At 51.4% G+C, this 26384-nt stretch carries 25 protein-coding genes and 1 tRNA gene; 14 read left to right on the plus strand and 12 right to left on the minus strand.

The window, feature by feature from the left end:
• Positions 1 to 44: 44 nt before the first annotated feature.
• The 8 genes from AWR27_RS06460 to AWR27_RS25225 form a co-directional block, all read right to left on the minus strand.
• The gene (locus AWR27_RS06460) at positions 45 to 575 is read right to left on the minus strand and encodes a DUF4385 domain-containing protein (RefSeq protein ID WP_077133838.1); all 531 of its coding nucleotides are present in this window, start codon (positions 573 to 575) and stop codon (positions 45 to 47) included.
• 99 nt (positions 576 to 674) lie between these two features.
• Complete coding sequence (locus tag AWR27_RS06465) at positions 675 to 2123, minus strand: DEAD/DEAH box helicase (RefSeq protein ID WP_077130438.1); 1449 nt, start codon at positions 2121 to 2123, stop codon at positions 675 to 677.
• 116 nt (positions 2124 to 2239) lie between these two features.
• Positions 2240 to 3013, minus strand: coding sequence for an SDR family NAD(P)-dependent oxidoreductase (locus AWR27_RS06470; RefSeq protein ID WP_077130439.1), 774 nt, complete (start codon positions 3011 to 3013; stop codon positions 2240 to 2242).
• A gap of 5 nt (positions 3014 to 3018) precedes the next feature.
• Positions 3019 to 3834, minus strand: coding sequence for a phytanoyl-CoA dioxygenase family protein (locus tag AWR27_RS06475; protein ID WP_077130440.1), 816 nt, complete (start codon positions 3832 to 3834; stop codon positions 3019 to 3021).
• 318 nt (positions 3835 to 4152) lie between these two features.
• Positions 4153 to 4821: a phosphatase PAP2-related protein gene (locus AWR27_RS06480; RefSeq protein ID WP_077130441.1), complete on the minus strand. Its 669-nt coding sequence runs from the start codon at positions 4819 to 4821 to the stop codon at positions 4153 to 4155.
• Between the two features lie 48 nt (positions 4822 to 4869).
• A complete protein-coding gene (locus AWR27_RS06485) occupies positions 4870 to 5952 on the minus strand; it encodes a complex I subunit 1/NuoH family protein (RefSeq protein WP_077130442.1) in 1083 nt (360 codons plus the stop codon).
• 98 nt (positions 5953 to 6050) lie between these two features.
• Positions 6051 to 7538, minus strand: a complete 1488-nt coding sequence (asnS, locus tag AWR27_RS06490; RefSeq protein ID WP_077133839.1) for an asparagine--tRNA ligase — start codon at positions 7536 to 7538, stop codon at positions 6051 to 6053.
• A 192-nt stretch (positions 7539 to 7730) separates the two neighbouring features.
• On the minus strand, positions 7731 to 8159 hold the full coding sequence (locus AWR27_RS25225; RefSeq protein WP_157579164.1) for a hypothetical protein: 429 nt from the start codon (positions 8157 to 8159) through the stop codon (positions 7731 to 7733).
• 163 nt (positions 8160 to 8322) lie between these two features.
• Between AWR27_RS25225 and AWR27_RS06495 the strand changes: the two genes are divergently transcribed.
• Positions 8323 to 8823 (plus strand): SixA phosphatase family protein, encoded by a 501-nt coding sequence (locus AWR27_RS06495; protein ID WP_077130443.1) that lies wholly within the window; start codon positions 8323 to 8325, stop codon positions 8821 to 8823.
• A 108-nt stretch (positions 8824 to 8931) separates the two neighbouring features.
• Here AWR27_RS06495 and AWR27_RS06500 read toward each other — a convergent pair.
• Positions 8932 to 9015 (minus strand) — tRNA-Thr (locus tag AWR27_RS06500).
• A gap of 104 nt (positions 9016 to 9119) precedes the next feature.
• The gene (locus AWR27_RS06505) at positions 9120 to 11477 is read right to left on the minus strand and encodes a DUF349 domain-containing protein (RefSeq protein ID WP_077130444.1); all 2358 of its coding nucleotides are present in this window, start codon (positions 11475 to 11477) and stop codon (positions 9120 to 9122) included.
• A gap of 91 nt (positions 11478 to 11568) precedes the next feature.
• Between AWR27_RS06505 and pdxH the strand changes: the two genes are divergently transcribed.
• The 6 genes from pdxH to AWR27_RS06535 all read left to right on the plus strand — a co-directional run bounded on the left by pdxH (position 11569) and on the right by AWR27_RS06535 (position 17621).
• Positions 11569 to 12210, plus strand: a complete 642-nt coding sequence (gene pdxH / locus AWR27_RS06510) for a pyridoxamine 5'-phosphate oxidase (RefSeq protein WP_077130445.1) — start codon at positions 11569 to 11571, stop codon at positions 12208 to 12210.
• Between the two features lie 39 nt (positions 12211 to 12249).
• Complete coding sequence (locus tag AWR27_RS06515; RefSeq protein WP_077130446.1) at positions 12250 to 13134, plus strand: bifunctional 5,10-methylenetetrahydrofolate dehydrogenase/5,10-methenyltetrahydrofolate cyclohydrolase; 885 nt, start codon at positions 12250 to 12252, stop codon at positions 13132 to 13134.
• Between the two features lie 59 nt (positions 13135 to 13193).
• The gene (gene truA, locus AWR27_RS06520) at positions 13194 to 13961 is read left to right on the plus strand and encodes a tRNA pseudouridine(38-40) synthase TruA (RefSeq protein ID WP_077133840.1); all 768 of its coding nucleotides are present in this window, start codon (positions 13194 to 13196) and stop codon (positions 13959 to 13961) included.
• Between the two features lie 61 nt (positions 13962 to 14022).
• On the plus strand, positions 14023 to 14622 hold the full coding sequence (locus AWR27_RS06525) for a nucleotidyltransferase family protein (RefSeq protein ID WP_077130447.1): 600 nt from the start codon (positions 14023 to 14025) through the stop codon (positions 14620 to 14622).
• 87 nt (positions 14623 to 14709) lie between these two features.
• A complete protein-coding gene (locus AWR27_RS06530) occupies positions 14710 to 15285 on the plus strand; it encodes a DinB family protein (RefSeq protein ID WP_077130448.1) in 576 nt (191 codons plus the stop codon).
• 14 nt (positions 15286 to 15299) lie between these two features.
• Positions 15300 to 17621: a glycoside hydrolase family 65 protein gene (locus tag AWR27_RS06535; RefSeq protein ID WP_077130449.1), complete on the plus strand. Its 2322-nt coding sequence runs from the start codon at positions 15300 to 15302 to the stop codon at positions 17619 to 17621.
• A gap of 62 nt (positions 17622 to 17683) precedes the next feature.
• Here AWR27_RS06535 and AWR27_RS06540 read toward each other — a convergent pair whose 3' ends face one another.
• Positions 17684 to 18424: an FkbM family methyltransferase gene (locus AWR27_RS06540; protein ID WP_083732768.1), complete on the minus strand. Its 741-nt coding sequence runs from the start codon at positions 18422 to 18424 to the stop codon at positions 17684 to 17686.
• Positions 18425 to 18523: 99 nt separating this feature from the next.
• Here AWR27_RS06540 and corA point away from each other — a divergent pair, with 99 nt between their 5' ends.
• The 7 genes from corA (at position 18524) to AWR27_RS06575 (ending at position 25123) form a co-directional block, all read left to right on the plus strand.
• Positions 18524 to 19474, plus strand: a complete 951-nt coding sequence (gene corA, locus AWR27_RS06545) for a magnesium/cobalt transporter CorA (protein ID WP_077130451.1) — start codon at positions 18524 to 18526, stop codon at positions 19472 to 19474.
• Between the two features lie 47 nt (positions 19475 to 19521).
• Entirely contained in the window at positions 19522 to 21060 is a 1539-nt protein-coding gene (locus AWR27_RS06550; RefSeq protein ID WP_198045101.1) for a glycoside hydrolase family 32 protein, read from the plus strand.
• A gap of 72 nt (positions 21061 to 21132) precedes the next feature.
• Positions 21133 to 22014: a cell division protein FtsX gene (locus AWR27_RS06555; RefSeq protein WP_077130453.1), complete on the plus strand. Its 882-nt coding sequence runs from the start codon at positions 21133 to 21135 to the stop codon at positions 22012 to 22014.
• Positions 22015 to 22035: 21 nt separating this feature from the next.
• Entirely contained in the window at positions 22036 to 22380 is a 345-nt protein-coding gene (locus tag AWR27_RS06560; RefSeq protein ID WP_077130454.1) for a DUF3098 domain-containing protein, read from the plus strand.
• Positions 22381 to 22473: 93 nt separating this feature from the next.
• Positions 22474 to 23319 (plus strand): undecaprenyl-diphosphate phosphatase, encoded by an 846-nt coding sequence (locus AWR27_RS06565; protein WP_077130455.1) that lies wholly within the window; start codon positions 22474 to 22476, stop codon positions 23317 to 23319.
• 116 nt (positions 23320 to 23435) lie between these two features.
• Positions 23436 to 24137 (plus strand): tRNA pseudouridine(55) synthase TruB, encoded by a 702-nt coding sequence (gene truB, locus AWR27_RS06570; protein ID WP_077130456.1) that lies wholly within the window; start codon positions 23436 to 23438, stop codon positions 24135 to 24137.
• A gap of 56 nt (positions 24138 to 24193) precedes the next feature.
• On the plus strand, positions 24194 to 25123 hold the full coding sequence (locus tag AWR27_RS06575; RefSeq protein ID WP_077130457.1) for a bifunctional riboflavin kinase/FAD synthetase: 930 nt from the start codon (positions 24194 to 24196) through the stop codon (positions 25121 to 25123).
• Here AWR27_RS06575 and AWR27_RS06580 read toward each other — a convergent pair.
• Positions 25120 to 26346 carry a BaiN/RdsA family NAD(P)/FAD-dependent oxidoreductase gene (locus AWR27_RS06580; RefSeq protein ID WP_077130458.1) on the minus strand — a complete coding sequence of 409 codons (1227 nt, stop codon included), beginning with the start codon at positions 26344 to 26346 and terminating at the stop codon, positions 25120 to 25122. The genes AWR27_RS06575 and AWR27_RS06580 overlap by 4 nt on opposite strands.
• Positions 26347 to 26384 lie beyond the last annotated feature (38 nt).

The following is a 26384-nucleotide window of genomic DNA, read 5'->3' on the forward strand; positions in this document are numbered from 1 at the left end:
AACGAATCGATACATCGGACACGAAAGCTGTAAAGATTCTGGAACTACCCGTACATCTCCTGCCACGCTTTCCGGAGTTGTTTATAGTCAGGGTCTTCGCGGGCCTGTACATATTTGGCGTAAAAAATACGTGCCGATTCAGCCTTTACGGGGTCTTCATCGCGCGGTAACTGATCGCGCCCGTGTGCGCCCGACTGCCCTTTTTTGTCGTCGGGCACGGGGCCGTCATATTTTTGGCCTGTACGGTGGTTGGCATAACGTCTGGCCCGTGTGTATCCCATTTGCAGGTATTTTCTCGCCATATCCATGCCGATAAAATCGCCTTTGGCTTTGTAATCGAGAAATAACTGATAAATTTTTTCCGACGATTCGCGGGCAATATCGGGGGTTTTGAACCGCCAGTGAGGTAGAATTTCAGACTTATAGGGCTGCACGAGCAATACGCCCATCTCACCCTTGCCAACGCGATATAATTCGGGGTGTTCGCGCAGATTCAGTGTCTGGTAATTCAGGTCGTAGTTAAAGGCACGGTTATCAGCCGTTTCGGCTGGCTGTGGCTGCTTTCGGGTAGGCATGATTTCGGCGTATAACGTTGGTATCGTTATAACGCAAAACGCCGGGCAGATGATTTGGCGGTAAAACAAACAACCCCACCGGGGTGGGGTTGTGATTGCTTAATAATTCTTTTCATTTCCGAAGTCTAAATAGCGACTGTTTCCAGTACCCCGGCTGGGCTTCTCGCCCGTTGCAGGTCGAGAGCGTTGCGGATTATCGCTACGGCTGTGTCGCTGGGGTCGGTCGGGGCGGGCCGAACCAGCAGCCGTGGCATCGGGTCGGGTATTGCTTCGGTTCGGATTGCCGCTGTTGCGCGATAAATTGGACCGTTGCCCGTCGTGTTGCTGGCGTTGACCGCCGTTGCGCGGTGCATTTCCCTGCCTTCCCTGCCGTTGTGGGGGTGGAGGTGTTGAAACCGCCATGTCTACGGCCAGTACATACGGATGGTTTTCGATAACCGGCACCCGTTTGCCAATCAGCTTCTGAATATCTTTCAGATAGGCTGTTTCCTCGGCTTCGCAAAATGAGAGCGCGATACCATCATTCCCGGCACGGCCCGTGCGACCGATACGGTGAACATACGTTTCCGGAATGTTCGGCAGTTCATAATTGATTACGTGCGAAAGCTGGTCGACGTCGATACCACGGGCGGCAATGTCAGTAGCGACCAGTACCCGCGTTTCGCCCGACTTGAAATTCGACAGCGCACGCTGACGGGCATTCTGCGATTTGTTGCCGTGAATAGCTTCCGCTTTCACGCCCGCCTTGACGAGGTCTTTTACTACTTTGTCGGCACCATGTTTGGTGCGGGCAAACACCAGAGCCGACTTAATGGCTTTGTCGTCGAGAACGTGAATCAGCAGTTTGCGTTTATCGTCTTTACTGACAAAATACAGGGCCTGCTCAATGGTGTCGGCAGTCGATGAAACGGGCGTTACTTCTATCTTGGCAGGATTATTCAGAATGGTATCGGCCAGTTTTGCCACGTCGGGCGGCATCGTAGCTGAGAAAAACAGCGACTGCCGCCGTTCGGGAAGTTTGGCGATCACCTTCTTTACGTCGTGAATAAAGCCCATATCGAGCATCCGGTCGGCTTCGTCCAGAACAAAGAACCGGATGTCGCGCAGGTGTACAAACCCCTGGTTCATCAGGTCGAGCAAACGGCCCGGCGTTGCCACCAGAATATCGATGCCTGCCTTAAGGGTATTTACCTGGCTGTGCTGCGAAACCCCACCAAAAATAACGGCGTGGCGCAGATTCAGATGCCGCCCGTAAGCCGCAAAGCTTTCGTCGATCTGAATGGCTAATTCGCGGGTGGGCGTCAGTACAAGTGTTTTTATCCGGCGTGGACCGGTTGAGTTTTTGCTACGTTCTTCGGTAAGGAGCTGGAGAATCGGAATGGCAAAAGCGGCTGTTTTGCCGGTGCCAGTCTGGGCGCAGCCGAGTAAATCGCGTTGGCTCAGCAGAATAGGAATCGCCTGTTGCTGAATGGGTGTTGGAGTTGTGTATCCTTCTTCGGTAAGAGCCTTCTGGATCGGGTCAATAAGTGCTAAATCAGAAAATTGCATGTGTTGGTTGGACGTCGATAGGCAGTGGAATAAATTGGTTTGTGAAGTCCAGCATCCAACGTCGAAAAAATGAAAGTATATAGGCACAACCACGCCGTGGCAAATAAAGTGCCATTCTACTCGTAGATGCTCCCGGCGGCTTTTTCGACAATGCTTTTCGGCATCAGCCACGCCATAAATTTACCGACTTTATTGAGCAGCCCCGGCACCAGTTCGAGCCGCCCGGCCAACGTAGCATCGATAGCTTGCCGGGCTACGTCGGCGGGTTGCATGTACACGCGTTCAGCGGCTTTACGGCCTTTTTCGCCAATCTGCGCCCGGTCTATAAAACCTGTTTCAGTAGCACCGGGCGAAACACAGGTTACGCTCACAGACGTTTTTTTCAGTTCGTGAGCCAGCCCCCGACTGAACTGTAGCACGAATGATTTCGAAGCTGAGTACAGACTGAGCCGGGGAATAGCCTGATAGGCCGTAGAACTGGCAATGTTCAGAATATAAGCGCGGGGTTGCTGCCTGAGTTGTGCCAGAAACAGATGACAGAGTTCAACGAGCGTAGTCATGTTGACCTGCATCATGTCGGTGTGTTCGGGCAGCGGGTGACTGTCGAACGGCCCGCTCAGTCCATAGCCTGCGTTATTGACCAGCATCGTTACCACATAGCCTTCTTGCTGGCACCAGTCGAACACACGCCGGGTGCTGCCCGGCGTAGCTAAATCCATTGCCAGACAAGCCGTTTTAATGTTATACGTTCGGGCTAATCGGTTGGCGTTTTCGTGCAGCAAAGACGCTGAACGGGCCACCAGCAATACATCGAATTGACGGCGGGCCAGGTCTTCGGCAATAGCCAGACCAATACCTTTACTGGCCCCTGTAACGAGCGCGTAGGGCATAATCCCTAAATATTTACTTTCGAGATGAACCGGTGATAAAACGGCGTTTTGCTGTTTTCATCTTTAGGCATGTACTTACCCGTCACCACCGGCACGTACATTACCCGCCGACGGCTGGCTTCGCCAAAGTAAGGCGATTGCTGCGCCCGGTGCCACAGCCGCCCATCATGAACCGACAAATCGCCCGCAGCTATGTCAAATCCGATTTCGTGCTTATCGGGGTCGTTATCGACAAAATACTTTTTGCGGAACAGCATCTTCAATAATCCCTGCTTATGGGTGCCGGGAATTACGCGTAATCCACCGTTTTCATAGGGCGTGTCGTTCAGGTGGATACCCACGTTGAGCATAGGCATGATGCGCTGACCTAAAAAAATGTCGCGGGGGCTATCGGTATGCCAGCCCATCTGCGAGAACTTGCTATTGGGCGTTCTGACGTAATGGTTTAAAATTAACCCGTCTTTCTCGATTTCGGCAATGCGCCCCTCATACGGCTGAAGCAAGTCTACAACAGCCTGTAGTCGAGGGTCTTGCAAAAACTCATGAAGCGTTGTGCTATACTGCGAGAGGAAGCACATCCGTTGAACCATCGGATTACCCTCCTCGTCCTGACCGAACTTGAGCGGAACGCCGTTGACCTTGTCCCGACCTTCGGCAAGCCACTGTTTTTCTATACGTTCAGTTTCGTAAATAAACTGTTTAACGGTTTCAGCGTTAATGAAGTTACGGAAGATGATAACGCCATGCTTATTAAAAAACTGTCGTTGCTCTGGCGTAATAGTTTCGCCTAAAGTAAATGGCGGAAGGTTTATTTTGCTCATATTGGTGTTTACAGTCGGGCGGTTATTCCTGTTCCCATTGGGGCGGGCTACCCTATTTGCCGTGAGGCAGTCAAAATAATCAAGTCTCAAATCTACTAAATTTAGGTTTTTCTGATTATATAGATTTGCTATAATTAATCCGATTCTAATCAGCCCGGTGATTGCCCGTGTGCATACGACCCCGTTCAAATACTTTGCACATCTTTGTCAATCAGCTTTTTACTGCTAAAAAAGGTTTTTACCTACTCGCGAAATCTGTCGATTTGACAGCATTTAAATTTTCAGAAAACTTCCGTACAGGCTTATACGACGGCTGATTTACCTGACTTTCGGGCCAATCTGATTCCAGCCCCGGAGAGCAATTTTTTTACCAACCCAATAGAGCGGATAAGTAAATACAAACGCGCCCAATACATCGACCGTGTAATGCACATGCTGCACCAACAGCAGCCCACCTACCAGCAGCGTGCCAATGAGCGCGAATAAACGATCTGACCACCGGCGCAAGCACAAAAACATGAGGAAAATACTCGACGTGTGGCCCGAATAGAACAGATCTTTCGTGATGTAGCTTTTGCCGTAGAATGCATTGCTGATTGGATCGATAAGCGGAATAAGCCCGGCAGGTGGGTCGAGTGGCACAAGGTTGATGCTCAGCATACGCGACAGGCTCACGATGATGTAGCCATACATGAACATCATAAAAATAGCCGGACTTCGCCGGGCGCGAACGAGCAACAATAAAGCTGTAGCCCAGATGGTCAGGAAAATTGGCACCGACACGTCGTGCGGGGGAAGTTGGTTCAGCACCCAATCGTTCAATACGGGGCCGCTGTTTTTTTCGATAGTTTGAAAAAAAGCAGGAAAAGCCATCAACAGCGTCAGTACGCCTATAATGCCAATTATAAATTTCCAGCGAAAAGTTGTTGACTGCCAGGCTGTTTGCCAGGCCAGATCGCCCGTCGGATCGGGAGTGAGTATGCCCATTGGTACGCAAAAAAGGGCCGCAAAATTACGCAGTGATGCGTTAAGAAGCTACACCATCAGCAACCGCCACACGCCCGACAGCAGCAGCAGCAGCAGACTGGCGGGCGTCAGCACCTTCCAGCAGAGATACATCATCTGATCGACGCGGATGCGCGGGAACGTCCAGCGCACCCACATTTGCAGCAGCACAGCCAGATACACTTTGCTCAACAGCCAGAAACCGCCCGTCAGGTTGCCCCATACGGTGCCGGGTGCGCCACTCGTCCAGTCGGCCAGGCGTAGCGGCCCCAGGTTGGGCAGGGGCGTATTCCAGCTACCCAGAAATAAAATCACGCCCAGAAACGATACCAGCAGCATCATCGCGTATTCGGACAGGTACAACAGCGCGAACCGCATACCCGAATATTCGGTATGGAAACCGCCTACAATTTCCGACTCACCTTCGGGCAGGTCGAAGGGGGCGCGGTTGCTTTCGGCCAGCGTGCAGATAAAGAAAATGACGTAGGCGATTAGCAGGAATGGATTCCGAAGCACATTCCAGGCAAAAATGCCGCCCCAGCCCGATACGTCGATGCCGAGGGCTTTCAAACCAAAAAGGTAATTTGGTTCGATTGCGTAGATGCCCTGTTGAAAGCTGATTTCCTGTAAGTTGAGCGTCTGACAAATCATCACGGCGCACAGAATCGTGAGACCGAGGGGAATTTCGTAGGAGATAATCTGCGCCACCGACCGCATCGCCCCAAACAGCGAATATTTGTTGTTACTGCCCCAGCCCGCCATCAGGATGCCAACCACGTCGAACGAGACAATTGCCATCAGGTAGAACACGCCCACTACGGCCCCCGAACCCTGCAAATCGGGCGTAAGGGGCATCACGGCAAAACCCGCAAATACCGATGCAAAAATAACTGCCGGAGCCAGCAGGAACAGCCGCCTGTCAGCCGCATAGGGCACAATATCTTCTTTCTGAAGCAGTTTCAGCAAATCGGCGAAGAGTTGCAGCAGTCCCCACTTACCCGTTTCCATTGGCCCAAGCCGGTCCTGCATGAAAGCCGAGACCTTCCGTTCGGTATAGACCCCGACAATCACGAAGCCAGACGCAATGGCGAGAAAGATAGGAAGAGCGAGCATGTTCTTGGTAGAGACGCGACCCTTCGCGTCTCGGCAGGCGGTAGTATTTTTGTAAAACCATTCGGTTAGTGAGACGCGAAGGGTCGCGTCTTTACGCGTTAAAATTCTGCTTGTTTCGGTGCTCTTGGAAATGGAATAACGTCGCGGATGTTGCCCATGCCCGTCACAAACTGAACCAATCGCTCGAAACCCAACCCGAAGCCCGCGTGCGGAGCCGACCCAAACCGGCGCGTATCGAGATACCACCAGATGGCGTCGGCTTCGACACCAACTTCGGCCATGCGGGCTGTGAGCTTATCGAGGTCGTCTTCGCGCTGCGAACCGCCGATGATTTCACCAATACCTGGAAACAGCACATCCATTGCCCGCACCGTTGGCCCAAACACCTCGCCACGGGCACCGACAGCCGGAGCATCGTCCTGTTTCATGTAAAACGCCTTGATTTCGCGTGGATAATTGGTCAGAATCACTGGCTTTTTAAAATGTTTCTCAACCAAATATCGCTCGTGTTCCGACTGTAAATCAACACCCCATTTCACCTCATACTGAAACTGCCCTTTTTTGGCTGGCTTAGACTGTATCAGAATGTCGATAGCTTCGGTGTAGGTTAGTCGCTCGAACTCATTACTGATGACAAATTGAAGTTTTTCAAGCAGACCGAGTTCGCTCTGCTCTTCTTTTTTCTTCATTTTCTCTTCCTCTTTGAGCCGGTTATCTAAAAATGCCAGATCGTCGGGGCAGTGTTGCAGCGCGTACCGAATCACGGTTTTCACGAAATCTTCGGCCAGAGCCATATTTTCGGGCAGTTCATAAAACGCCATTTCCGGCTCAATCATCCAGAACTCGGCAAGGTGGCGGGTGGTGTTCGAGTTTTCAGCCCGAAACGTTGGCCCAAAGGTGTAGATTTTACCCAATGCCAGCGCGCCCAGTTCGCCCTCTAACTGCCCCGATACGGTCAGGTTGGTTTCGCGCCCAAAAAAGTCCTGACTATAATCTACCTTTCCGTCTTCGGTGCGGGGCGGATTAACGGGGTCGAGCGTAGTTACGCGAAACATCTCGCCCGCACCCTCGGCGTCGGATGCAGTAATAATTGGCGTGTTGAGGTAGTAGAAGCCATTATCGTTGAAGTACTTATGTACGGCAAAAGCCAGCGCGTGGCGCACCCGCAAAATTGCGCTGAACGTGTTGGTACGTGGGCGCAGGTGGGCAATTTCGCGCAGAAATTCGAGCGAGTGCCGTTTGGGTTGCAGCGGATATTTGTCAGGATCGGCAGGACCGTAGACGTGTATGTTGTTGATTTTAACTTCCACAGCCTGCCCCGCCCCCTGCGACTCTACCAGCGTACCCGTAACGGCAACGCAGGCACCAGTCGTAACTAACTTCAGAACATCGTCGGATAGTTGACCAGCTTCAGCCGGGCCGCGTTCGGCTACAGCCTGAATGTTATTGATCGTTGAGCCATCGTTGAGGGTTATGAATAAAGCGTTTTTACTTTCGCGTTTGTTGCGAACCCAGCCTTTCACAGTTACAGTGACGTGGGGGCCGGGTGTAGTTTTGAGAAGTTGTTGAATAGGTAGATAAGACATACGAATACAGCTACCGGATGGTGTTCGGCCCGCAAAAATAGGCATTGTTCACCGAACTGCCCACTGTGTATTTGGGTGAGTCTCGATTAAACAAAAGAACGCTTTGGACGTATATCCCCTTACTTCATGTATATACGTTCAAAACCACTGTTTTGTAGTAGGCAGTGACTGAAAACGTTCAACGCTTCATATTTACCATGTCAGATTGGTCGACCAGTGCTCTCGGCTAAGTGCTTTGATCAGATAGGTCAGCTCGTTGGGCTTTATTTCCAACCGAACGGTAAGGGGCGATGTAATGGCCCAGTTCCACCAGGAAGGTACAGCCTGATCGGGCTGAAATGTGACGTCGAACACGGTTGCGAAGTCAGTAGTATCAGTGAGCCGGGTTATATGACGCAGGGGATGGGGAAGCACAAATGGGCTTACAGAAGCTGTAGAAAGCCATTGTTGTAGACGAAGAATTTCATCTTCACTGAAAAATGTATTGAATCGAACACGTGGAGAAGCTGAATCCGGCAATGCATTTGGCCGACGCAACCAGATGGTTCCGCTCAACAACACACGCCCGGCCTCGAAATAAAGGCCGAATGACAGTGTGCTATTTTCACCTTGAAAGCGCATAACCAATCAGTACGTATTGATAATACTCTACTTTTGTAATTGGTAAATGTACAGTATTTTTCCGTTAATAATCATGCTCAGTGAGTCTATTTTGTTTAAGGAGTCATAAACAGGTTGCCCGCTGTCGAAAACAAACTAAGTACCGCCTAATTTAACAAGTCACATGTCGCTTACTCTTTACATCGTTCGTCATGCCAAAGCCGAAGACCGGGCTATGTTCATGGCCGACCATGATCGTGAACTGACCCCCGACGGGGTAATTGCAGCCGCCCGCATTGGGCGGTATCTGCGCGATAAACTTATTCATCCGGGCCTGATTATCAGCAGTACCGCTCCTCGTGCCTACGACACCGCGAAGGTAATTGCGGAACAGATTGGGGTTGATACGGATACAATTGTGTTAAACGAGCAACTGTATGAGGGCGGCCCAAAAGCCTATTTGGCTGCCGTAAATGCCATTCCCGAAACGGCCAAATCGGCAATGATTGTGGGGCACAACCCCGACGTATCTTACTTCGCCGAATTCTTGACTCACCAAAGCGTTGGCTCTATGAGCAAGGGGGCAGTTGTGGCTGTTACGTTTGCCGATGTAGAATGGGCAGCGGTATCGGGCCGCACCGGTGAGGTGGCCTTTGAAATCAGCCCGAAAAAACTTTTGCATTGAACGAACAGGCATGATCGTCCCTACCAAGAAAAGCCCCTATAGTTGGTAAGGTCATACTAACGAAAAAAGCACTCACGTTTTTAGGCGTGAGTGCTTTTTTCGTTAGTGAGCCAGTGGAGGGATTCGAACCCCCGACGCGCTTGCGCATCCTGATTACAAATCAGGCGGAATCGACCGCTATCCGACACTGGCGTTTCTGAATTGTGGAGCAAAAGTAAGGGTATTCTCTATTTTTTGCAAGCTTAGTTAAAAAAAACGAATGCCACTACTCAAGGTAATGGCATTCGTTTTGTTGACTAAGCTTGCGCTACGCGCAACTGATGCCGGAGGTCGGCGAGTTGTTTTTCAGCATCGGCGATTTTCTTATCGATGTCGGCGCGAAGTTTATCGGCATTTTTCGAGCGGGCGAAGAACTCGATGTTATTGCGGTAAGTAGCAATATCGTTTTCGATGGCTGTGATCCGCCGACGGATATCATTTTCACGTTTGCCGCCACCGCTATCACGGTCGTTCCGGTTATAATCACTTCGGTCGCGGCCACCACCGCGCAGGGCTTCGGCTTCGCTCTGGAGCATAATTCGCTCCTTATCTTTAGCCGGAATCTTGCCCGTTGCACCTACCAGCGCGTTGATAGCGTTGATATATCGCTTCTGCACTGATTCTTTGTCTTTCTTCGGTACAAAGCCAATAGTATTCCACTCCTTCTTGAACTCGTTGAGTTGCGAAAGATCGGCATTCTCTTTAGCTGCGGCCTCAATACGTTCGATCAGGGCAATTTTCTGGGCGAGGTTATTTTCAAACTCGCGTTCTGTTTCCTGATTTTTAGAGCGTTTCTTATTGAAGAACGCGTCGCAGGCGGCTTTGAAACGGTCAAAGATTGAGTTCTTTTGCTTTTCAGGTACCTGACCAATGTTTTTCCACTGCCGTTGCAGATCGATTACCCGCTGCGTAATTTCCGGCGATTCTTCGCCCGACGCCAGAATACCCTCTACCTGTTCGCAGAGTTCGGTTTTCAGCCGCAGATTTTCTTCGCGCTTACTTTCTAACTGCCGGAAAAACTCGCCTTTGTTATGAAAGAACGTTTTCAGCGCGGCCCAGAATTTTTTACTCAATTCTTTGCCTTCCTCGCGCGGCATAGGGCCTTTGATAGCATTCCAGCGGTCCTGAAGGGCCATTACCACTTTGGTACGGTCGTTCCAGTCATTGATACTGCTCGATGAGAACGAGGTGAGTGGCACTAACTCTTCGTAAATAGCCGACTTCTCTTCATACAACTGCGCCGATTCTTTCCGCTGTTCGTTGGTCAGTTCCCGGCGTTTGTCATACAGTACGTCGAGGGCAGCTTTCATGCGGCCCCAAAGTTCTTCCTGTTCGGCTTTAGGAGCCGGGCCAATGTGCTTGTATTCTTCAAATAATGCGTTGGCTTCGTCAATGGTCTGGCGTGTCACGGCGGTTTCGCCGGCAGCTTTTGCCATCGCTTCTACCTTCTCGATCACCTCTGTTTTCAGCGTAGCATTGCGCTTACGGTCCAGTTCTTTGAGTTCAAAGTAGATGTTCCGGTTACTGTAGTACCGATCAACCAGCGCATGATACGTAGCCCATAAGGTAGCATTGTGGGGCGAGTTCATGTTCCCCGCAGCTTTCCAGTCGTCCTGAATTTTCTTGAACTCGTTCCAGCTTGCTTTAGGGTCGCCTGCGTTGTTTTCGTCGTTCTCTACCAGTTCGCGCAGGCGGGTCAGCAATTCCGTTTTCGTCACGAAATTGCCGTCTTTAGCCTTGTCTAAGTTCTGGAAGTACGTATTTTTCAGGCTCTTGATTTGCTTGTACAAATCGTCGAACTGCTGAACGCTTTCATCGTGTTTATACTCGAAGCCTTCTTCCGAGCCTGTCTCGGCAGCGTATGCCTGCAAAGCGGCTTCGCGCTCGGCCCGCTTCATCTGATCGAAGAGAGGTTTCGCTTCTTTCAGCACCTGATCGGCCCGTTTGAAATCGCCCGGCGTTACCGACGTGCCATTTACAATAGCCAGTTGAGCTTCGAGCAAGGCTACGAATTCTGATTTGGTCAACTGACTATAATCAGCCACGGGCTGAGCAGCCACCTCTTCTTCTGCCTCGTCGGCCTCTGCCACTGTTGCGTATTCGGCAGCTACCGATGCATCGGGAGTTGGAACCGCTACGGCTTCGGGTTCAGTCACTGCGGCTTCTGCCAGCGGCTCTGTTGCCGGGGCTTCATCGACGGCCACCTGCGGTGTTGACTGCTGGGCCTCAGCGTCCGGGGAAAGTTCAGCAACTGGCTCTGTATCAGCAGCCGACGTAAGTTCTACTGAATCGGCCACCGGCTCGGCGACGATTGGTTCATTGACAACGGGTTCAGACACAGCGGGTACGTCGGCCTCAGCAACTGGCGAATCAGGTATTTCACTTGATATGTCGTTGGATGTTGGCAAGGTTTCTTCGTTGGCGGGAGCCGTTTCTGGCTGCGTTTCGGCGACAATATCGGCGGGAGCATCGGCCACAGGAGCCGTGTCCTCAGCCAAATCGTCAGGATTCGCGGCTGGGGTTGGGGTGTCGTTGGGAGTATTCACAGCCAGCGCGTCGGTAGTGGTAGAGAGAGCTTCCGGCTGCTGGTTAATTTCCTGTTCTTGGTTTGCCATGTTGGGAACGTACCGATTACTTTTGCAAAACTACGACAAAATGCGATTTCCTTGCAGTTCAGCCGGGAAAAGCCACTAAACTACCCAGTTCATGCCGTCAGTAATCAGTGATTTACGGAAAGAATATACGTTAAACGGTTTAGACATAGCTGATGTTTTACCTGATCCTTTTGCCCAGTTCCGGCAGTGGTTCGATGCGGCTTTGAGTGCAGGCGTACCGGAGCCTAACGCTATGTATGTCAGCACATTGTCTGTTAATGGACGACCTGATGGGCGCATCGTTTTGCTGAAAGACGTTACGCAAAACGGCTTCGTTTTTTACACAAATTACGAGAGCACGAAGGGCCAGAATCTGACCAAACATCCTGTAGCATCACTGACGTTTTTTTACCCGGAACTCGAACGTCAAATTCGCATTGAAGGGCAAGTTGAAAAAGTTAGTTCGGCAGAATCAGACGATTATTTCAACAGCCGCCCGCGTAGTTCGCAGATTGGTGCCTGGGTGTCGCATCAGAGCGAAGTGATTGCCAGCCGAGCCGTACTCGAAACGCGTCAGCGCGAAATCGAAGCACAGTTTGCCGACCAGCTTATACCGCGCCCTCCACACTGGGGCGGTTTTCGGGTAATTCCTGATAGTATTGAGTTTTGGCAAGGCCGCCCCAGTCGCCTGCACGACCGCATTCGCTACCGGCTCGACAACGCAACATGGCTAATTGAACGGTTATCGCCTTAACCAGTAAAAAGCACTCCCACTCATTCATTAATTAATCACATGCAACTTCTTGACGGTAAAGTACTTTCAGCAGAAATCAAACAGGAAATCGCGGCAGAGGTCGCGCAGATTCGCGAACAGGGCGGCAAAATTCCGCACCTTGTCGCCATTTTGGTGGGTAATGCCGGTCGGTCGGAAACATACGTTGCCAGCAAAATGAAAAGCTGCGAAGAGGTGGGTATGCACTCGACGCTTATCCGGTTCGACGATGATGTTACTGAGACACAACTCCTTGATGCTGTGCAGGATGTGAATACCAATCCCGATATGGATGGGCTGATTGTGCAGTTGCCGTTGCCGAAACACATCAACCCAGACCGCGTGATGGAAACCATCGACCCGGCTAAAGATGTCGATGGGTTTCACCCCATTAATATTGGTCGCATGGCAAAAGGGTTGCCTGCTTACGTGTCGGCTACTCCTCAGGGGGTGCTGGAAATGCTGAAACGCTATGGCATCGAAACTGCCGGAAAGCACTGTGTAGTAGTCGGTCGCAGTCAGATTGTGGGCCTGCCGATGAGCATTCTGATGCAGCGTAACACCTATCCGGGCAACTGCACCGTTACGCTGACTCACAGCCGTACCCAAAACTTAGCCGATATTTGCCGCTCGGCAGATATTCTGGTAGCGGCCCTCGGCAAGCCAGAGTTTGTAACCGCCGACATGGTAAAAGAGGGCGCGGTCGTAATCGACGTAGGTCTGGAAAAAGTACCCGATGTCAGCAAAAAAAGCGGTTTCGCGCTCAAAGGAGATGTTAAATTCGATGAGGTAGCTCCCAGAACCAGCTACATTACGCCCGTACCCGGTGGGGTGGGCCTGATGACGATCTGCTCGCTGATGCAAAATACGCTGAAAGCTGCACGGGGCGAGGTCTACGGTAAATAGCTACGATATGTGTATACAGGATTAACCTTTATCAGTCAACATTGACCAGCAACCGTCGCGTGCGTTATTTTCTTGAATTAGCTTACAGAGGTACCAATTACCACGGCTGGCAGCGGCAACCCAATGGCCTGAGCGTACAGGAAGTGCTCGAAACAGCTTTTTCAACCGTACTGCGCGAAACCATCGTTATTGTGGGTAGTGGCCGCACCGATGCCGGTGTTCATGCCGGTCAGCAATACGCTCATTTTGAAACCGACGTGCTGCTGCCTACGCACCTGCTCCGGTCAGTGAATCGAATTATTCCCAACGACATTGTGGTATTCGATTGCTTCCCCGTTGGTCCGCGCGACCACGCCCGCTACACAGCTACGTATCGGTACTACCAATACAGTATTATTCGGCGGAAAGACCCGTTTCGCGATGGACTGGCCTGCGTATTTTTTCTGCCGCTCGACGTTGATCGGATGAACGATGCCGCTGATAAACTGCGACAATACACTGATTTCAAGAGTTTTAGTAAAGTTAAAACCGATGTTCGGACGTTTAACTGCCGCATCGACTTTGCTTACTGGGAAGTGAAACCAAACGGCGAATTGATGTTTCATATTCGGGCCGACCGGTTTTTGCGCGGTATGGTGCGGGCCATTGTCGGTACGCTGATGATGGTGGGGCAGGGGCGCATGACCGTAGCCGATTTCGAGCGTATTATTCAGACGCGTGATCGGCAGGCGGCTGGTCGGGCGGCCCCCGCCGAAGGGTTGTCACTGGTAGAAGTGGGCTATCCCGACGCGGTGTTTAGCCAACGGACGAACCCCCTCGAACGGTAGGATGTTGAGAGAATAGATTAGACAGTCGGCTTCAAACCATACAGATCAACTGAAAGAGAAATTGAAAATCGGAACCATTATATTGGCGGCTGGTGACTCTTCGCGCATGGGGGGCGACCCGAAACAATTGTTGCAATTTAAAGGGCAATCGCTGATTCAGCGCGTTACCGAGAGTGCGCTGGCCCTGCAATGCGGGCCGGTCGTGGTAGTGCTCGGGGCGAACCGCACTCAAATTTTGCCCGAACTCAACGGCCTGCCAGTTACTATTATCGACAACCCAGCGTGGCCCACGGGGCAGGCATCGTCGCTGAAAACGGGGCTGGCGGCTCTGTATATCACCCATAAAGATATTGATGCCGTTCTGGTGTTGCACGTCGATCAGCCGTTGGTGTCGCTGGGGCTGTTGTTGCACATGCTCGAAGTCAGTAAAGACGAAGGCCGGGGAATTGTGGCCTGCCGTTACGATGCGCAGGTGAGCGTTCCGGCCCTGTTTACCCGCGATTATATTGCGGATTTACTTCAACTGGAAGGCGACAAAGGCGTAAAATGGGTGATTGGCAAGCATCGCGCTGACTGCTCTGAAGTGCTCTTTGAAGCGGGTGCCATCGATCTCGACTCCAAGCGCGACGTTGAGTTATTCCGGCAAGCGCAACTTATTTAAACGCAGAGTGACAGAGAACTTCGCAGAGTACGCGGAGTTTACTCTGTGATCTCTGCGCAACCTCCATTCCTCTGCGTTTAAAAAATTATGCAAAAGCTCGAAACTGCCCGCAACCTGCAAACCCGGCTGACTGTCATTATCGATACCGTCGAGCGTGAGTTTGCCCCGCTTTCCGACGCGCAACTCCGCACGAAGCCTGCCCCCGGTAAATGGAGTATTGTTGAATGTCTACAGCATCTCAATCTGGCCGAGCGATACTACGTTCGGCAGCTTCAGCATAAATCGGAGCGGCTTGGGCTGGTAGAGCATAGCCCTGATGATCAGACAATTGAATCCGATTTTGTGGGTCGGCTCATGCTGCGAATGCTCGACCCGAAAAGCACCATAAAACTACCCGCACCGGGCCTGGTACGGCCCCGCTCAGCGTCGGACCTTGACCCGGCTTCGGTTATAAGCCAGTTTCTGGAACTGCAAACCCTGCAACGCGAACTGACCGGGCGGCTGATTTATTTAGACTGGAACCAGGAGAAAGTGCCGACCCTATTTGGCAACTGGCTGAAAATGCGACTGGGCGACGTATGCCAGATGCTGGTGGTGCATACCGAACGACATATGCAACAGGCTATGCGCGTCAAGGCAGAAATCGCTACTTTTGTTGGTTAGTACAACCTGTGATTATGAAACAATACATTACCCAAGACCCCTGGAATATTGTTGAAGAGGGTTTCCACCGCGACCATAACGAAATCACCGAAAGTCTGATGAGCCTCGGCAATGGCCGGATCGGGCAACGGGGCAATTTTGAAGAAAAATTTACGGGTAAAACCCTGCAAGGCAACTACGTAGCAGGCGTGTATTATCCCGACAAAACCCGCGTAGGCTGGTGGAAAAACGGATACCCTGACTACTTCGCCAAAGTCCTGAACGCGGCAAACTGGATCGGCATCGACATTGACGTCGAGTACGAATCACTTGATCTCAACACCTGCGACGTGCATGATTTCCGGCGGGTGCTGAACATGCAGGCAGGCTACCTCGAACGCTCGTTTGTGGCGACGCTCAAAAGCGGGAAACAGTTGAAAGTCAACTCGAAACGCTTTTGCTCGATTGTTGACGACGAAGCGGGCGTTATTCGTTACAGCATTACCCCGCTTAATTTCGACGCCAAAATTACGATTACGCCCTACATTGACGGCACCATCCGCAACCGTGATGCCAATTATGACGAAACATTCTGGGACGAAGTGCGGAAAGAAACGGCTTATGGTGAGGCATATATCGAACTGCGTACCCGGAAAACCGGCTTCCATGTAGCGTCGGGGATGTGCGTCGAAATTGAGCAGGACGCTGCAAAAGTCGATTACCAGTCACAGCCGATCAAGTACGAAAAATACGTTGCCAACCGCATCACGCTCGACTGTTGGCAGGGGCAGGAAACGGTGATTTATAAATATGCCGTGAATCTGTCGTCGCTGAATTACGATTCAGATTCGCTCGTGAAAGAAGCCCGCCAGTACATTCAGCGGATTACGCGTAAGGGTTTCGACAAGATGCTGTTCGAGCAGAAACAAGCCTGGGCCGATAAGTGGAAAATGAACGACATCACTATCGATGGCGACGTGGCCGCGCAACAGGGCATTCGGTTCAATATTTTTCAGTTGAACCAGACTTACACCGGCGAAGACGAGCGGCTCAACATTGGCCCAAAGGGATTCACTGGTGAAAAATATGGCGGCTCAACCTACTGGGATACAGAAGCTTACTGTTTGCCATTCTACCTCTCCACCGCCGACCAGAAAGTGGCGAGAAATCTGCTTGTGTATCGCTACAAACACTTGCAGAAGGCCATCGAAAACGCGCAGAAACTCGGATTCAGGGCCGGGGCCGCGCTTTACCCGATGGTGACAATGAACGGCGAAGAATGCCACAATGAGTGGGAAATTACCTTCGAGGAAATTCACCGCAACGGGGCTATTGCCTATGCCATCTACGATTACGTGCGCTATACCGGCGACGAGTTGTATTTAGTCGACTACGGGCTTGAAGTGCTGATTGCCATCAGCCGCTTCTGGAGTCAGCGCGTCAACTGGTCGAAGGATAAAAATCAGTATGTAATGCTGGGTGTGACGGGGCCAAACGAGTACGAAAACAACGTCAACAATAACTGGTATACCAATTACATTGCTGCCTGGACGCTTCGTTACACGATTGAAGCGGTGGGGAAAGTAAAAGCCCTGAACCCCGATAAATACGCCGACCTGATCGACCGGATTCATTTCCGCGAGGAGAAGGAAATCTCGACAGCGCAGCACATTGTCGACAACATGCACTACCCGTTCGATGACGGGCGACAGGTGTTTTTGCAGCAGAGCGATTTCCTCGATAAAGACCTGATGCCCGTATCCGATATTCCGAAAGGGCAGCGGCCCCTGAACCAAAACTGGTCGTGGGATCGGATTCTGCGGTCGTGTTTTATCAAGCAGGCCGACGTATTACAGGGGTTGTATTTCTTTGAAGATGAGTTTGATACAGACACGCTTCGCCGGAATTTCGACTTCTACGAACCCATGACCGTACACGAATCATCGTTGTCGCCCTGCGTTCACAGTATTCAGGCATCAAAGCTCGGCATGGTCGAAAAAGCCTACGAGATGTATCTGCGCACGGCCCGGCTCGACCTCGATGATTATAACAACGACACCGAAGACGGATGCCACATCACGAGCATGGCCGGTACGTGGCTGGCTGTGGTAAAAGGTTTTGGCGGTATGCGCGTCGACGCCAAGGGATTGTCGTTCCGGCCTTACTGCCCGGCAGGCTGGCAGTCATTGGCGTTCAAGATTCGGTTTCGGGGCGTATTGTTGCAAATCACAACCACGCAGCAGGACGTCACGGTGCAGAATTTCTCGCAACAGCCCATCACGTTGCGCGTTCATGGCGAGCCGCTGATTATTGCCGGCAACAGTCAGGAAACGGTTGTTGTGAAGGAGTTGGCATAAACATTTTACCCCAATTCACCCTCTCGTTCCAAGAGGATGGATTGGGGTGCTTTTTCAAAAGGCTAATTTTGCTCAGACTTCAGGAAAATAGCATCCTGTTGCAGCAGCCGCCCGTCGCGGGGGCTGTGCAGTTGGTCGAAGGCACCGGCGTAGTAGAAACCGAGGCTCTGCATGGCGTCTACAATATCACAGAACAATGCCTGCCCTTCGTACATCGGCACAAACGACGTTTCGGCAATTACTATTGTGGCTTCGCGGAGCGTGTTACGCCCGCCTTCAATGACCTGCATTTCGTAGCCCTGCACGTCGATTTTTACGAGTAGGTTTCGTTTGATTGTCATTGACTTCGCGGCTTCATCCAATTGCATGACTGGCACGGTAACGGTTGTTGAAATAGCCGTTTCGGGAAAATTAGCTACGTGAACAGAGGCCATTGTCAGCATCGAAGACGACACCGTGTGCTGATTGCGTTCAAAGGGAGCATCGCCATTGTAGTTGCCGAGAGCCAGGTTGTACGTAACTAAGTTGGGAAGTTTGCTCGTCAATTTGGATAGCGTTTCGTAACAGTCGGGCAGCGGCTCGAACGAATGAATTGTAGCGTTGGGAAACACCTGCGACAGCACTAAAGCTGCCTGACCGATGTTGGCTCCAATGTCGAATACTGTACCAATTTGCAACTGCTCAATCCACAGTTGTCGGTACTGTTTATACATGTGAATATCAAGATTAAGCGAGGAATACGGCAAAAGATGTCGATTCTTCATGTAAAATCTGACCGACTTCGCTTTTTCGATTAGGTGCATGGGAGAGGAGCGTTACGCTAATATTTTTACACTTGTTTTTCTTTAAACAAACTTTGCTGCTTACAAGTCAGCTACTACCTTCGGGTAATCAACCTTATTATGATTCGGATCTTTCAGTTAGACGAAACGGCAGTTCGTAAAATTCGCGATATCGACTCATTCTCAGATACCGAACGCACTCTTTGGGTCGATTTGCAAAACGCCACACCTGCCGAAATTAAAAGCGTTGAAGAAAAGTTTGACGTCGACTTCCTGAGTCAGCAGGAGCAGCTCGAAATTGAAAGCTCATCGCGCTACATCGAAGAAGATGACTACCTGATTGCGAACTCTAATTTCCTGGTTCCCGACGACGAGCAGCGATACCGCACTGTTCCGGTTAGTTTTATTCTAAAAGACGACACCCTGTTTACATACCGTAATGCCGACTTAAAAACCTTCGCCGACACGGTAAAACGCATTAAATCGCGCCGGGCGGTGTTTAGCGATGGTGCTCAAATCCTGATTTTCATCTTCGAGTCACGCATCGATTACGACGCCGACCTTGTTGAAATGGTATCGAGCGAAATCAAGGCGATTAACCGAATGCTCGACCTCGATGCCACGCTTGACCGCGAAATGCTGCTCAACATCAACGATTACCAGGAATTGACCATGTCTATTCGCGAAAACGTAGTAGACAAGCAACGTGTTATCTCGGCCATGATTCGTTCCGACGGCTGGTTCAACGACGCCGAACAGCAACGACTTCGCACGCTCATTAAAGATATTAACTCACTAATCGATCATACAAATTTTATTTTTGAACGGTTGGAGTTTTTGCAGAATACCTACCTCGGTCTGATTGATCTGGAGCAAAACCGGGTTGTGAAAATTTTCACGGTAGTGTCGCTTGTATTTATGCCTCCTACCCTGATTGCGAGCCTGTATGGCATGAATTTCGACGTAATGCCTGAGTTGCACTGGCCCTATGGATACGCTTTTGCCGTGGGACTGATGGTGCTGTCGTCGGCATTGACGGTCTGGATTTTTCGACGCAAAAACTGGCTGTGAAGATGTCGGTAAAAATGGCGAACTTGCTCCCGTTTTCAGCCTTTCTTATGTTCCGCCCGTTTGCTTTGCTGCTGGTTGTTGGCGCGTTTCCAACGTTGCTTCTGGCCCAGCGGTATTCGTCTGATACTACCTACCAACAGCCGTTTCGGCCACAGTACCACTTTTCGCCCCGCATCAACTGGAGCAACGATCCCAACGGTCTGGTGTACTACGATGGCGAATATCATCTGTTCTTTCAGCACAACCCCGTTGATTCGCACTGGGGGCATATGACCTGGGGCCACGCCATCAGCCGCGATCTCGTTCACTGGCGCGAACTGCCACCAGCCATTCCCGAAGAAAATGGAGTGATGATTTTTTCGGGAAGCTGCGTCGTCGATAAAAATAATACGAGTGGCTTCGGGCGCGACGGACGCGTGCCGATGGTAGCCATATACACCGGTCATGAACCGAATCGGCAAACGCAGCACATTGCTTACAGCTTAGACAAAGGCCGCACCTGGACCAAATACCAGAACAACCCGATTATCGACCTGAACAAGAAAGATTTCCGCGACCCGAAAGTTTTCTGGTACGAACCCAGTCAGCGGTGGGTGATGGCTGTGGTGTTGCCTACCGAAAAGAAATTGCTGTTTTATAATTCATCGAATCTGAAACAATGGACCAAAACTGGCGAGTTTACAGCCGCCGACAGCCCGGCCAGCGTTTGGGAATGCCCCGATTTGATAGAAGTGCCGGTAGAGGGGACAATGGAGCGCAAATGGCTCCTGATGTTGTCGATGGGGAACAACGGCGCGGCTGGCGGATCGGGTATGCAGTACTACGTAGGCCGGTTTAATGGCCTGACTTTTACGAATGAATCGGCACCCGGCCCTACACGCTTTGTCGACTGGGGGAAAGATTATTACGCAGCCGTTACGTACAACAACCTGCCTGTTCGGGGTAATCGGGGCGCAATCAGCATTGGCTGGATGGCGAATCTGCACTATGCTGGTGAGGTGCCAACGTCGCCTTTTCGGGGTATGATGACCCTGCCCCGCGAGTTGCGTTTGGTGAAAACACTGACAAAAAGCTACGAACTGGTGCAGCGGCCTATTCAGGAACTCAAACAATTGCTGGGGCCTGCTTTTCGTTGGAATGGCACCGACGTGTCGCAACTGAATCAGAGTTTAGTCAATGCGGGCGTATCGGGCGATTCGTATGTGCTGACTGCCGAACTCGAACCTATCCGAACGGAATCGGGCGTTCGGGTACGGCAGGGCAAAACGGCGCAAGGCGATACCGAAGCAACGGTTGTTGGTTACGACCCGCTCAAACAGCAGGTACACGTTGATCGAACGCGGTCGGGACTGGTGGCGTTTAAGAAAGAGTTTGCAGGCCGGTTCACGGCTCCGCTGAAACCGCAGAATGGGCGTATAACGTTGCAGATTTGGGTAGATCGGTCGTCGGTCGAGGTGTTTGGCAACGACGGGCTGATAACGCTCACCAACCAGATATTCCCCAGTCCCGACAGTCTGGGCATTGAATTTTACGGCAACGCGCTGCGCTCCGTAACGGTGCAGGCGGTTGAGGGAATCTGGAAGTAGGCTTAAAAATTCTTAATTAAAGCCATCATCCGGCTGAAACTGTTAGTTTTGTTACACCAATACGAACCCTGAATGGCTCGTCAGAAAAAAAATGTAGGTCAATATCCCAGCGGCATGATTCTGTTCAGCCTGACGCTGGCGTTGTTTTTAATTGGTTTTTGCGGATTGCTCGCTATTCAGTCGAAACGACTGGTGACGTACATCCGTGAGAACTACGAAATGCGGGCTTTCTTAGACAAAGACCTCAATTCGACTGAACTGAAAAAACTATCGGAAACGCTGGCCGATCAACCTTACGTACTAAAAACCGACGGCGTAGCGCAGCTCGGTTTCGTACCGAAAGAAGACGCTGCGAAGGAGTTTATTGCTGATACCAAAGAAGATTTTTCGAAGTTTCTGGGCGAAAATCCACTCCGCGACAGCTATCGGATCAAGCTAAACGAAGCGTATTTTGAAGAAGCGAAGCTGACAGAAGTAAAACAGGACCTGGAGCAGATCGACGGAATTTTTGAGGTAGTGTACCCCGAAAATCTGGTAGACAGCATTAACCGGAACGTAACCAAGATTTACATAGTGATGTCGGCCTTTGCGCTGGTTCTGCTATTAATAATTGTGGTGCTGATGAACAACACGATTCGTCTGGCGTTGCATTCTCAGCGGCTTCTGATCCGTAGTATGCAGTTGGTGGGGGCTACGAATGCTTTTATCACGCGCCCATTTCTGGGGCGGGGTATGTGGCAGGGGTTTCTGGCCGGTGTTATTGCGGTGGTGCTGTTGCTGGTGGGTTTGTACATTGCTATTCAGAATTTGCCTGAACTGGCGGCTTTTCAGGAACCCGAAAAGATTGCCATGCTAATGGGCGGAGTTGTTGCACTGGGCGTGGTGATCGGATTTTTGAGCACGTTTCAGGCTGTAAACCGGTATTTGGGCCTAACGCTGGACGAATTGTATTAAGCAGTCAACTGTAGACGAGAAATGGCAAAAGATAAACAGGGTGGTTCTACAACCCTCGCCCGCGAGGAGTTAGCCCGGAAAACAAACGCTGCTGCCGCCCCGGCAACGGCTCCTAAAACAAATCCTGTTCGGCCCGTTACTGAGCCGACACGGACGCTGGCAGTGGCTACGCTTCCGTTTGGACGACGTAACTACGTGCTCATGCTGGCTGGCATTGGCATTATTCTGCTCGGATTTTTTATCATGAGTCTCGATAAAGAAGAGTTTGGCTTCGGCTTTCTGGGCCTTACGCTCGGCCCATTGGTGGTTATGAGCGGCTTTGTGCTGGAGTTTTTCGCCATTCTGGCAAATCCGAAAAAAGTATAAAGTTGCAGGGTTATTGAGTTGGAAAGTTGTAGAGTTGCGATACACATCCCAACTTTACAACCTTACAACTATATAACTATACAACTGTATTGAATGGAGTTAATTCACGCGATTGCGCTGGCTATCATTGAGGGCCTGACCGAGTTTTTGCCGGTTTCCTCAACCGGACACATGATTATCTACTCGTCGCTGGCGGGTATTGCCGGTAACGAATTTACGAAGTTGTATACAGTCAACGTTCAGTTTGGCTGCATACTGTCGGTGCTGGTGCTTTATCACCGCCGTTTCCTGACTGATACGCGCACGGGTGATATTGAGGTCTACGACTGGGTAAAACGACTGCCTCCCAACCTGCAACGGCTAACCGACTTTTACGCTAAAATCCTGATTGCCTTTCTCCCTGCGGCCATTATCGGTTTTCTGCTCAATGATCTTATCGACTCGTTACTCGAAAACGTAGTGGTTGTAGCAATCTCACTGCTGGTGGGAGGTATCGTACTGGTATTTATCGACAAAATCGTGGCCGAGCAACCGAAAGACCACGATGTAACGGTACCCGATGCACTGCGTATTGGCTTTTTCCAGTGCATTGCTATGATTCCGGGCGTTTCGCGGTCGGCAGCCACTATTATTGGGGGTATGTTTCAGGGGTTGACGCGCCAGCAGGCCGCTGAATTTTCGTTCTTTCTGGCCGTGCCGACAATGGCGGCTGCATCGGGCTACAAACTCCTTAAAACCTATAAGTTGCTTCAACCCGCCGATTATCAGACGCTACTGATTGGCAATGCCATTGCGTTTGTGGTGGGGCTGCTTGCCATTCGTGGCTTTGTCGGTTTTCTGACCAAATACGGCTTTAAAGCCTTTGGCTATTACCGCATCGCGCTTGGCCTGTTGTTGTTGGGCCTGATGGCATCGGGCGTGAAGTTAGATGTCTTGTGAGGAGTTATTACACAGAGATACACGGAGGGAAAAGAGATTCACAGAGATTTTTTTAAAACTTTCTCCGTGAATCTCTTCTCTTTCTGTGTATCTCTGTGTAACAAAAAAACAGTCCTGTGTCAGAAACGCAAATACCAGACCCCGGCCAGCTAATTCTCATCGATAAGCCGTTAACATGGACGTCGTTCGATGCGGTTAATAAACTGAAATACGCCTGTAAGTTTAAGAAAATCGGTCACGCCGGTACGCTCGACCCGCTGGCAACCGGTTTGCTCATTCTTTGCACGGGCAAAATGACCAAGCAAATCGACCAGTATCAGGCGCAGGAAAAAGAATATACCGGCACCCTTGTACTGGGCAAAACCACGCCCTCGATTGATCTCGAAACGGGATTTGAAGCCGAGTTCGATACAAGCGGTATTACACCCGAACAGGTTGCCGACGCAGCCCGGCAGCTAACCGGCGACATTACGCAGGTGCCGCCCATTTACTCGGCGGTACGGGTCGGTGGAGAGCGGCTCTACGAAAAAGCTCGTCGGGGCGAAACCGCCGACCGAGTTCAGGGTGGTATCAAGAGCCGACAGGTTACGGTATCGGTCTTTGAGGTAGCTACAGAGCGGTTCCCCGAAGTTGATTTTCGCATTGTGTGTTCCAAAGGCACGTATATTCGCAGCTTGGTACGCGATTTGGGCCTGTTGCTCAACAATGGAGCTTACATGAGTGCGCTGCGCCGAACCCGCATCGGCGATTTTCGCGTTGAAGACGCCGACACGATAGAAGGTTTTATTGAGAAGTTTAAACTGAACAATGAAGCGTGAAAAGTTGGGTTGTTTTACATGTTCACCCATTACTTTTCACTTTTCGCTCCTGAAGAATGCGTATTCACCGTGGTCTCGACGACCTTCAACCGATAGCCAACGCCGTTGTTACGAGCGGCACCTTCGATGGGGTGCATCGCGGCCATCAGACCATTCTTGCCAGGCTCACCGAAGCCGCCCAAAACAGCGGGGGCGAATCGGCGTTGATTACGTATTGGCCCCACCCCCGAACGGTAGTCTCCAACGACAGTCAGGATCTGAAATTGCTGACAACGCTCGAAGAGAAAATTACCCTGCTCGAACAGGCGGGCGTTAATCACCTGATCGTAATTCCCTTTACGCGTTCGTTTTCGCAGCTCACGTCCGAAGAATATATCCGCCAGATTCTGATCGAAAAAATCGAAACGAAGAAATTAGTCATTGGCTACGACCATCGATTCGGGCGCGACCGCGAAGGCGGCTTCGACTACATCCGGGCGCATCAGCACGAATACGGCTTTGAGGTGGAAGAAATTCCCCGACAGGACATTGACGCCGTGGGCGTTAGTTCCTCAAAAATTCGGGCCGCCCTCGGTGAAGGTAACATACACACGGCCAACCTGTTTTTGGGCCGACCCTACAGCCTGACCGGCACCATTGTAAAAGGCCGTCAGTTAGGCCGAACCATCGGTTTTCCTACGGCAAATATGCAGGTCGATGATCCGGTGAAGCTGATTCCGGCCAATGGTGTGTATGCCGTCGATGTGTTGTATGCCGGGCAAACGCTCGGCGGTATGCTCAACATCGGGTTTCGCCCAACCGTGGCTGGAACGCACCAAACCATCGAAACGTACATTTTTGATTTCGATAAAGATATTTACGGCGAGCATATGACCTTACAGTTCCGTGAGTTTCTACGACCCGAACAGAAATTCGACGGGTTGGCTGCCTTGGTAGAACAACTCAAACGCGACGAACAAACGGCGCGGGAAATGTTGAGTCGTTAATTCCCAATGTGTCTACCTGCCACGTAGCCGGTGGTCCAGGCGTTCTGGAAATTAAAGCCGCCCGTAATGCCGTCAACATCAAGCACTTCGCCCGCGAAAAACAAGCCCGGATGGCTGCGGCTTTCAAGCGTATCGGGGTGTAGACCGCCCGGCGCAACACCTCCACAGGTAACGAATTCCTCCTTGAACGTACTTTTGCCTACTACCTCAAACTGACTGTTAATCAGCCGTTCGGCCAGTCGGCTTAGGGGTTTGGCGGGCAGGTCGGCCCAGCGTTGGGTGTCGGTAATGCCCGATTCGCTGGCGAGAGCCGTCCAGAGTCGCGAGGGCAGGCCGAATGGGTTCTGCGACACCACCTGTTTTCGCCCGTTCTGCTGCCGAAACGCCTGCAAAGCGGCCCGTAAGGTGTTGTCGTTCAGGGTGGGCGTCCAGTTGATACGGAGCGTAAACTGGTAATTGCGTTCGGCCAATTCGCGGGCAGCCCACGCCGACAGCCGCAACACCGCCGGGCCACTGAAGCCCCAGTGCGTAAGTAACACCGGCCCGCGCTGCGCCTGTTTCGTGCCCGTAACAGACACCTGAGCGTCGGGTACGGCAACACCCGCGAGGGGAAGTAGAAAACTGTCGGGGACGTTGAACGTAAACAGCGATGGTACGGGGAAAATCAACGGTTCGGCCTGTTCGGGGAGCCAGCCGTAGGCCGGTAGTTGCGGATAACCGCCCGTAGCAATCAGCACCCGGTCGGCAGTGATGGATTCCCCCGTCAGCAGATGCAACTGCCAGCAGCCGCGCGGGTCGTGTGTCAGCGTATCGACACCACAGCTTGTCCGAACGTTGATATTGAGTTGTCGGGCCGTATCGAGCAGGCAGTTGACGATTGTTTCGGACGTGTTGGTGGTTGGAAACATTCGGCCATCGGCCTCTGTTTTCAACCGAACTCCCCGGTCTTCAAACCAGCGCACAGTTGCTGAAGCGTCGAAGGTGGGCAGCAAATTTTTCAGCGTTTTCTCGCCACGCGGATAGTGTTTGAGCAATTGCCGGTTATCGAAACAGGCATGCGTGACGTTGCAGCGGCCTCCGCCCGAAATGCGGACTTTGTTGAGAACGGTTCGGTTTTTTTCGAGAATGGTAACGTGGGCGTCTGGAAACGTTTCGGCGGCAGTAATGGCACCAAAAAAACCGGCGGCTCCTCCACCAATAACGGCAATGTGCAACGATGACATGCGTTTTTAACAGGAGTTTGCCACTTGTAGTTCGTATT

This window comes from Spirosoma montaniterrae, assembly GCF_001988955.1.
GTDB lineage: Bacteria > Bacteroidota > Bacteroidia > Cytophagales > Spirosomataceae > Spirosoma > Spirosoma montaniterrae.

Coding starts and splice junctions, on each gene's coding strand:
- AWR27_RS06485 (WP_077130442.1), bottom strand. CDS start 5,952: ATGCTCGCTCTTCCTATCTTTCTCGCCATTGCGTCTGGCTTCGTGATT.
- AWR27_RS25225 (WP_157579164.1), bottom strand. CDS start 8,159: ATGCGCTTTCAAGGTGAAAATAGCACACTGTCATTCGGCCTTTATTTC.
- AWR27_RS06495 (WP_077130443.1), top strand. CDS start 8,323: ATGTCGCTTACTCTTTACATCGTTCGTCATGCCAAAGCCGAAGACCGG.
- AWR27_RS06515 (WP_077130446.1), top strand. CDS start 12,250: ATGCAACTTCTTGACGGTAAAGTACTTTCAGCAGAAATCAAACAGGAA.
- AWR27_RS06550 (WP_198045101.1), top strand. CDS start 19,522: ATGTTCCGCCCGTTTGCTTTGCTGCTGGTTGTTGGCGCGTTTCCAACG.
- AWR27_RS06560 (WP_077130454.1), top strand. CDS start 22,036: ATGGCAAAAGATAAACAGGGTGGTTCTACAACCCTCGCCCGCGAGGAG.
- AWR27_RS06475 (WP_077130440.1), bottom strand. CDS start 3,834: ATGAGCAAAATAAACCTTCCGCCATTTACTTTAGGCGAAACTATTACG.
- AWR27_RS06540 (WP_083732768.1), bottom strand. CDS start 18,424: ATGCACCTAATCGAAAAAGCGAAGTCGGTCAGATTTTACATGAAGAAT.
- AWR27_RS06505 (WP_077130444.1), bottom strand. CDS start 11,477: ATGGCAAACCAAGAACAGGAAATTAACCAGCAGCCGGAAGCTCTCTCT.
- asnS (WP_077133839.1), bottom strand. CDS start 7,538: ATGTCTTATCTACCTATTCAACAACTTCTCAAAACTACACCCGGCCCC.
- AWR27_RS06535 (WP_077130449.1), top strand. CDS start 15,300: ATGAAACAATACATTACCCAAGACCCCTGGAATATTGTTGAAGAGGGT.
- AWR27_RS06580 (WP_077130458.1), bottom strand. CDS start 26,346: ATGTCATCGTTGCACATTGCCGTTATTGGTGGAGGAGCCGCCGGTTTT.
- AWR27_RS06565 (WP_077130455.1), top strand. CDS start 22,474: ATGGAGTTAATTCACGCGATTGCGCTGGCTATCATTGAGGGCCTGACC.
- corA (WP_077130451.1), top strand. CDS start 18,524: ATGATTCGGATCTTTCAGTTAGACGAAACGGCAGTTCGTAAAATTCGC.
- AWR27_RS06555 (WP_077130453.1), top strand. CDS start 21,133: ATGGCTCGTCAGAAAAAAAATGTAGGTCAATATCCCAGCGGCATGATT.
- AWR27_RS06470 (WP_077130439.1), bottom strand. CDS start 3,013: ATGCCCTACGCGCTCGTTACAGGGGCCAGTAAAGGTATTGGTCTGGCT.
- AWR27_RS06530 (WP_077130448.1), top strand. CDS start 14,710: ATGCAAAAGCTCGAAACTGCCCGCAACCTGCAAACCCGGCTGACTGTC.
- AWR27_RS06575 (WP_077130457.1), top strand. CDS start 24,194: ATGCGTATTCACCGTGGTCTCGACGACCTTCAACCGATAGCCAACGCC.
- pdxH (WP_077130445.1), top strand. CDS start 11,569: ATGCCGTCAGTAATCAGTGATTTACGGAAAGAATATACGTTAAACGGT.
- AWR27_RS06460 (WP_077133838.1), bottom strand. CDS start 575: ATGCCTACCCGAAAGCAGCCACAGCCAGCCGAAACGGCTGATAACCGT.
- AWR27_RS06480 (WP_077130441.1), bottom strand. CDS start 4,821: ATGGGCATACTCACTCCCGATCCGACGGGCGATCTGGCCTGGCAAACA.
- AWR27_RS06465 (WP_077130438.1), bottom strand. CDS start 2,123: ATGCAATTTTCTGATTTAGCACTTATTGACCCGATCCAGAAGGCTCTT.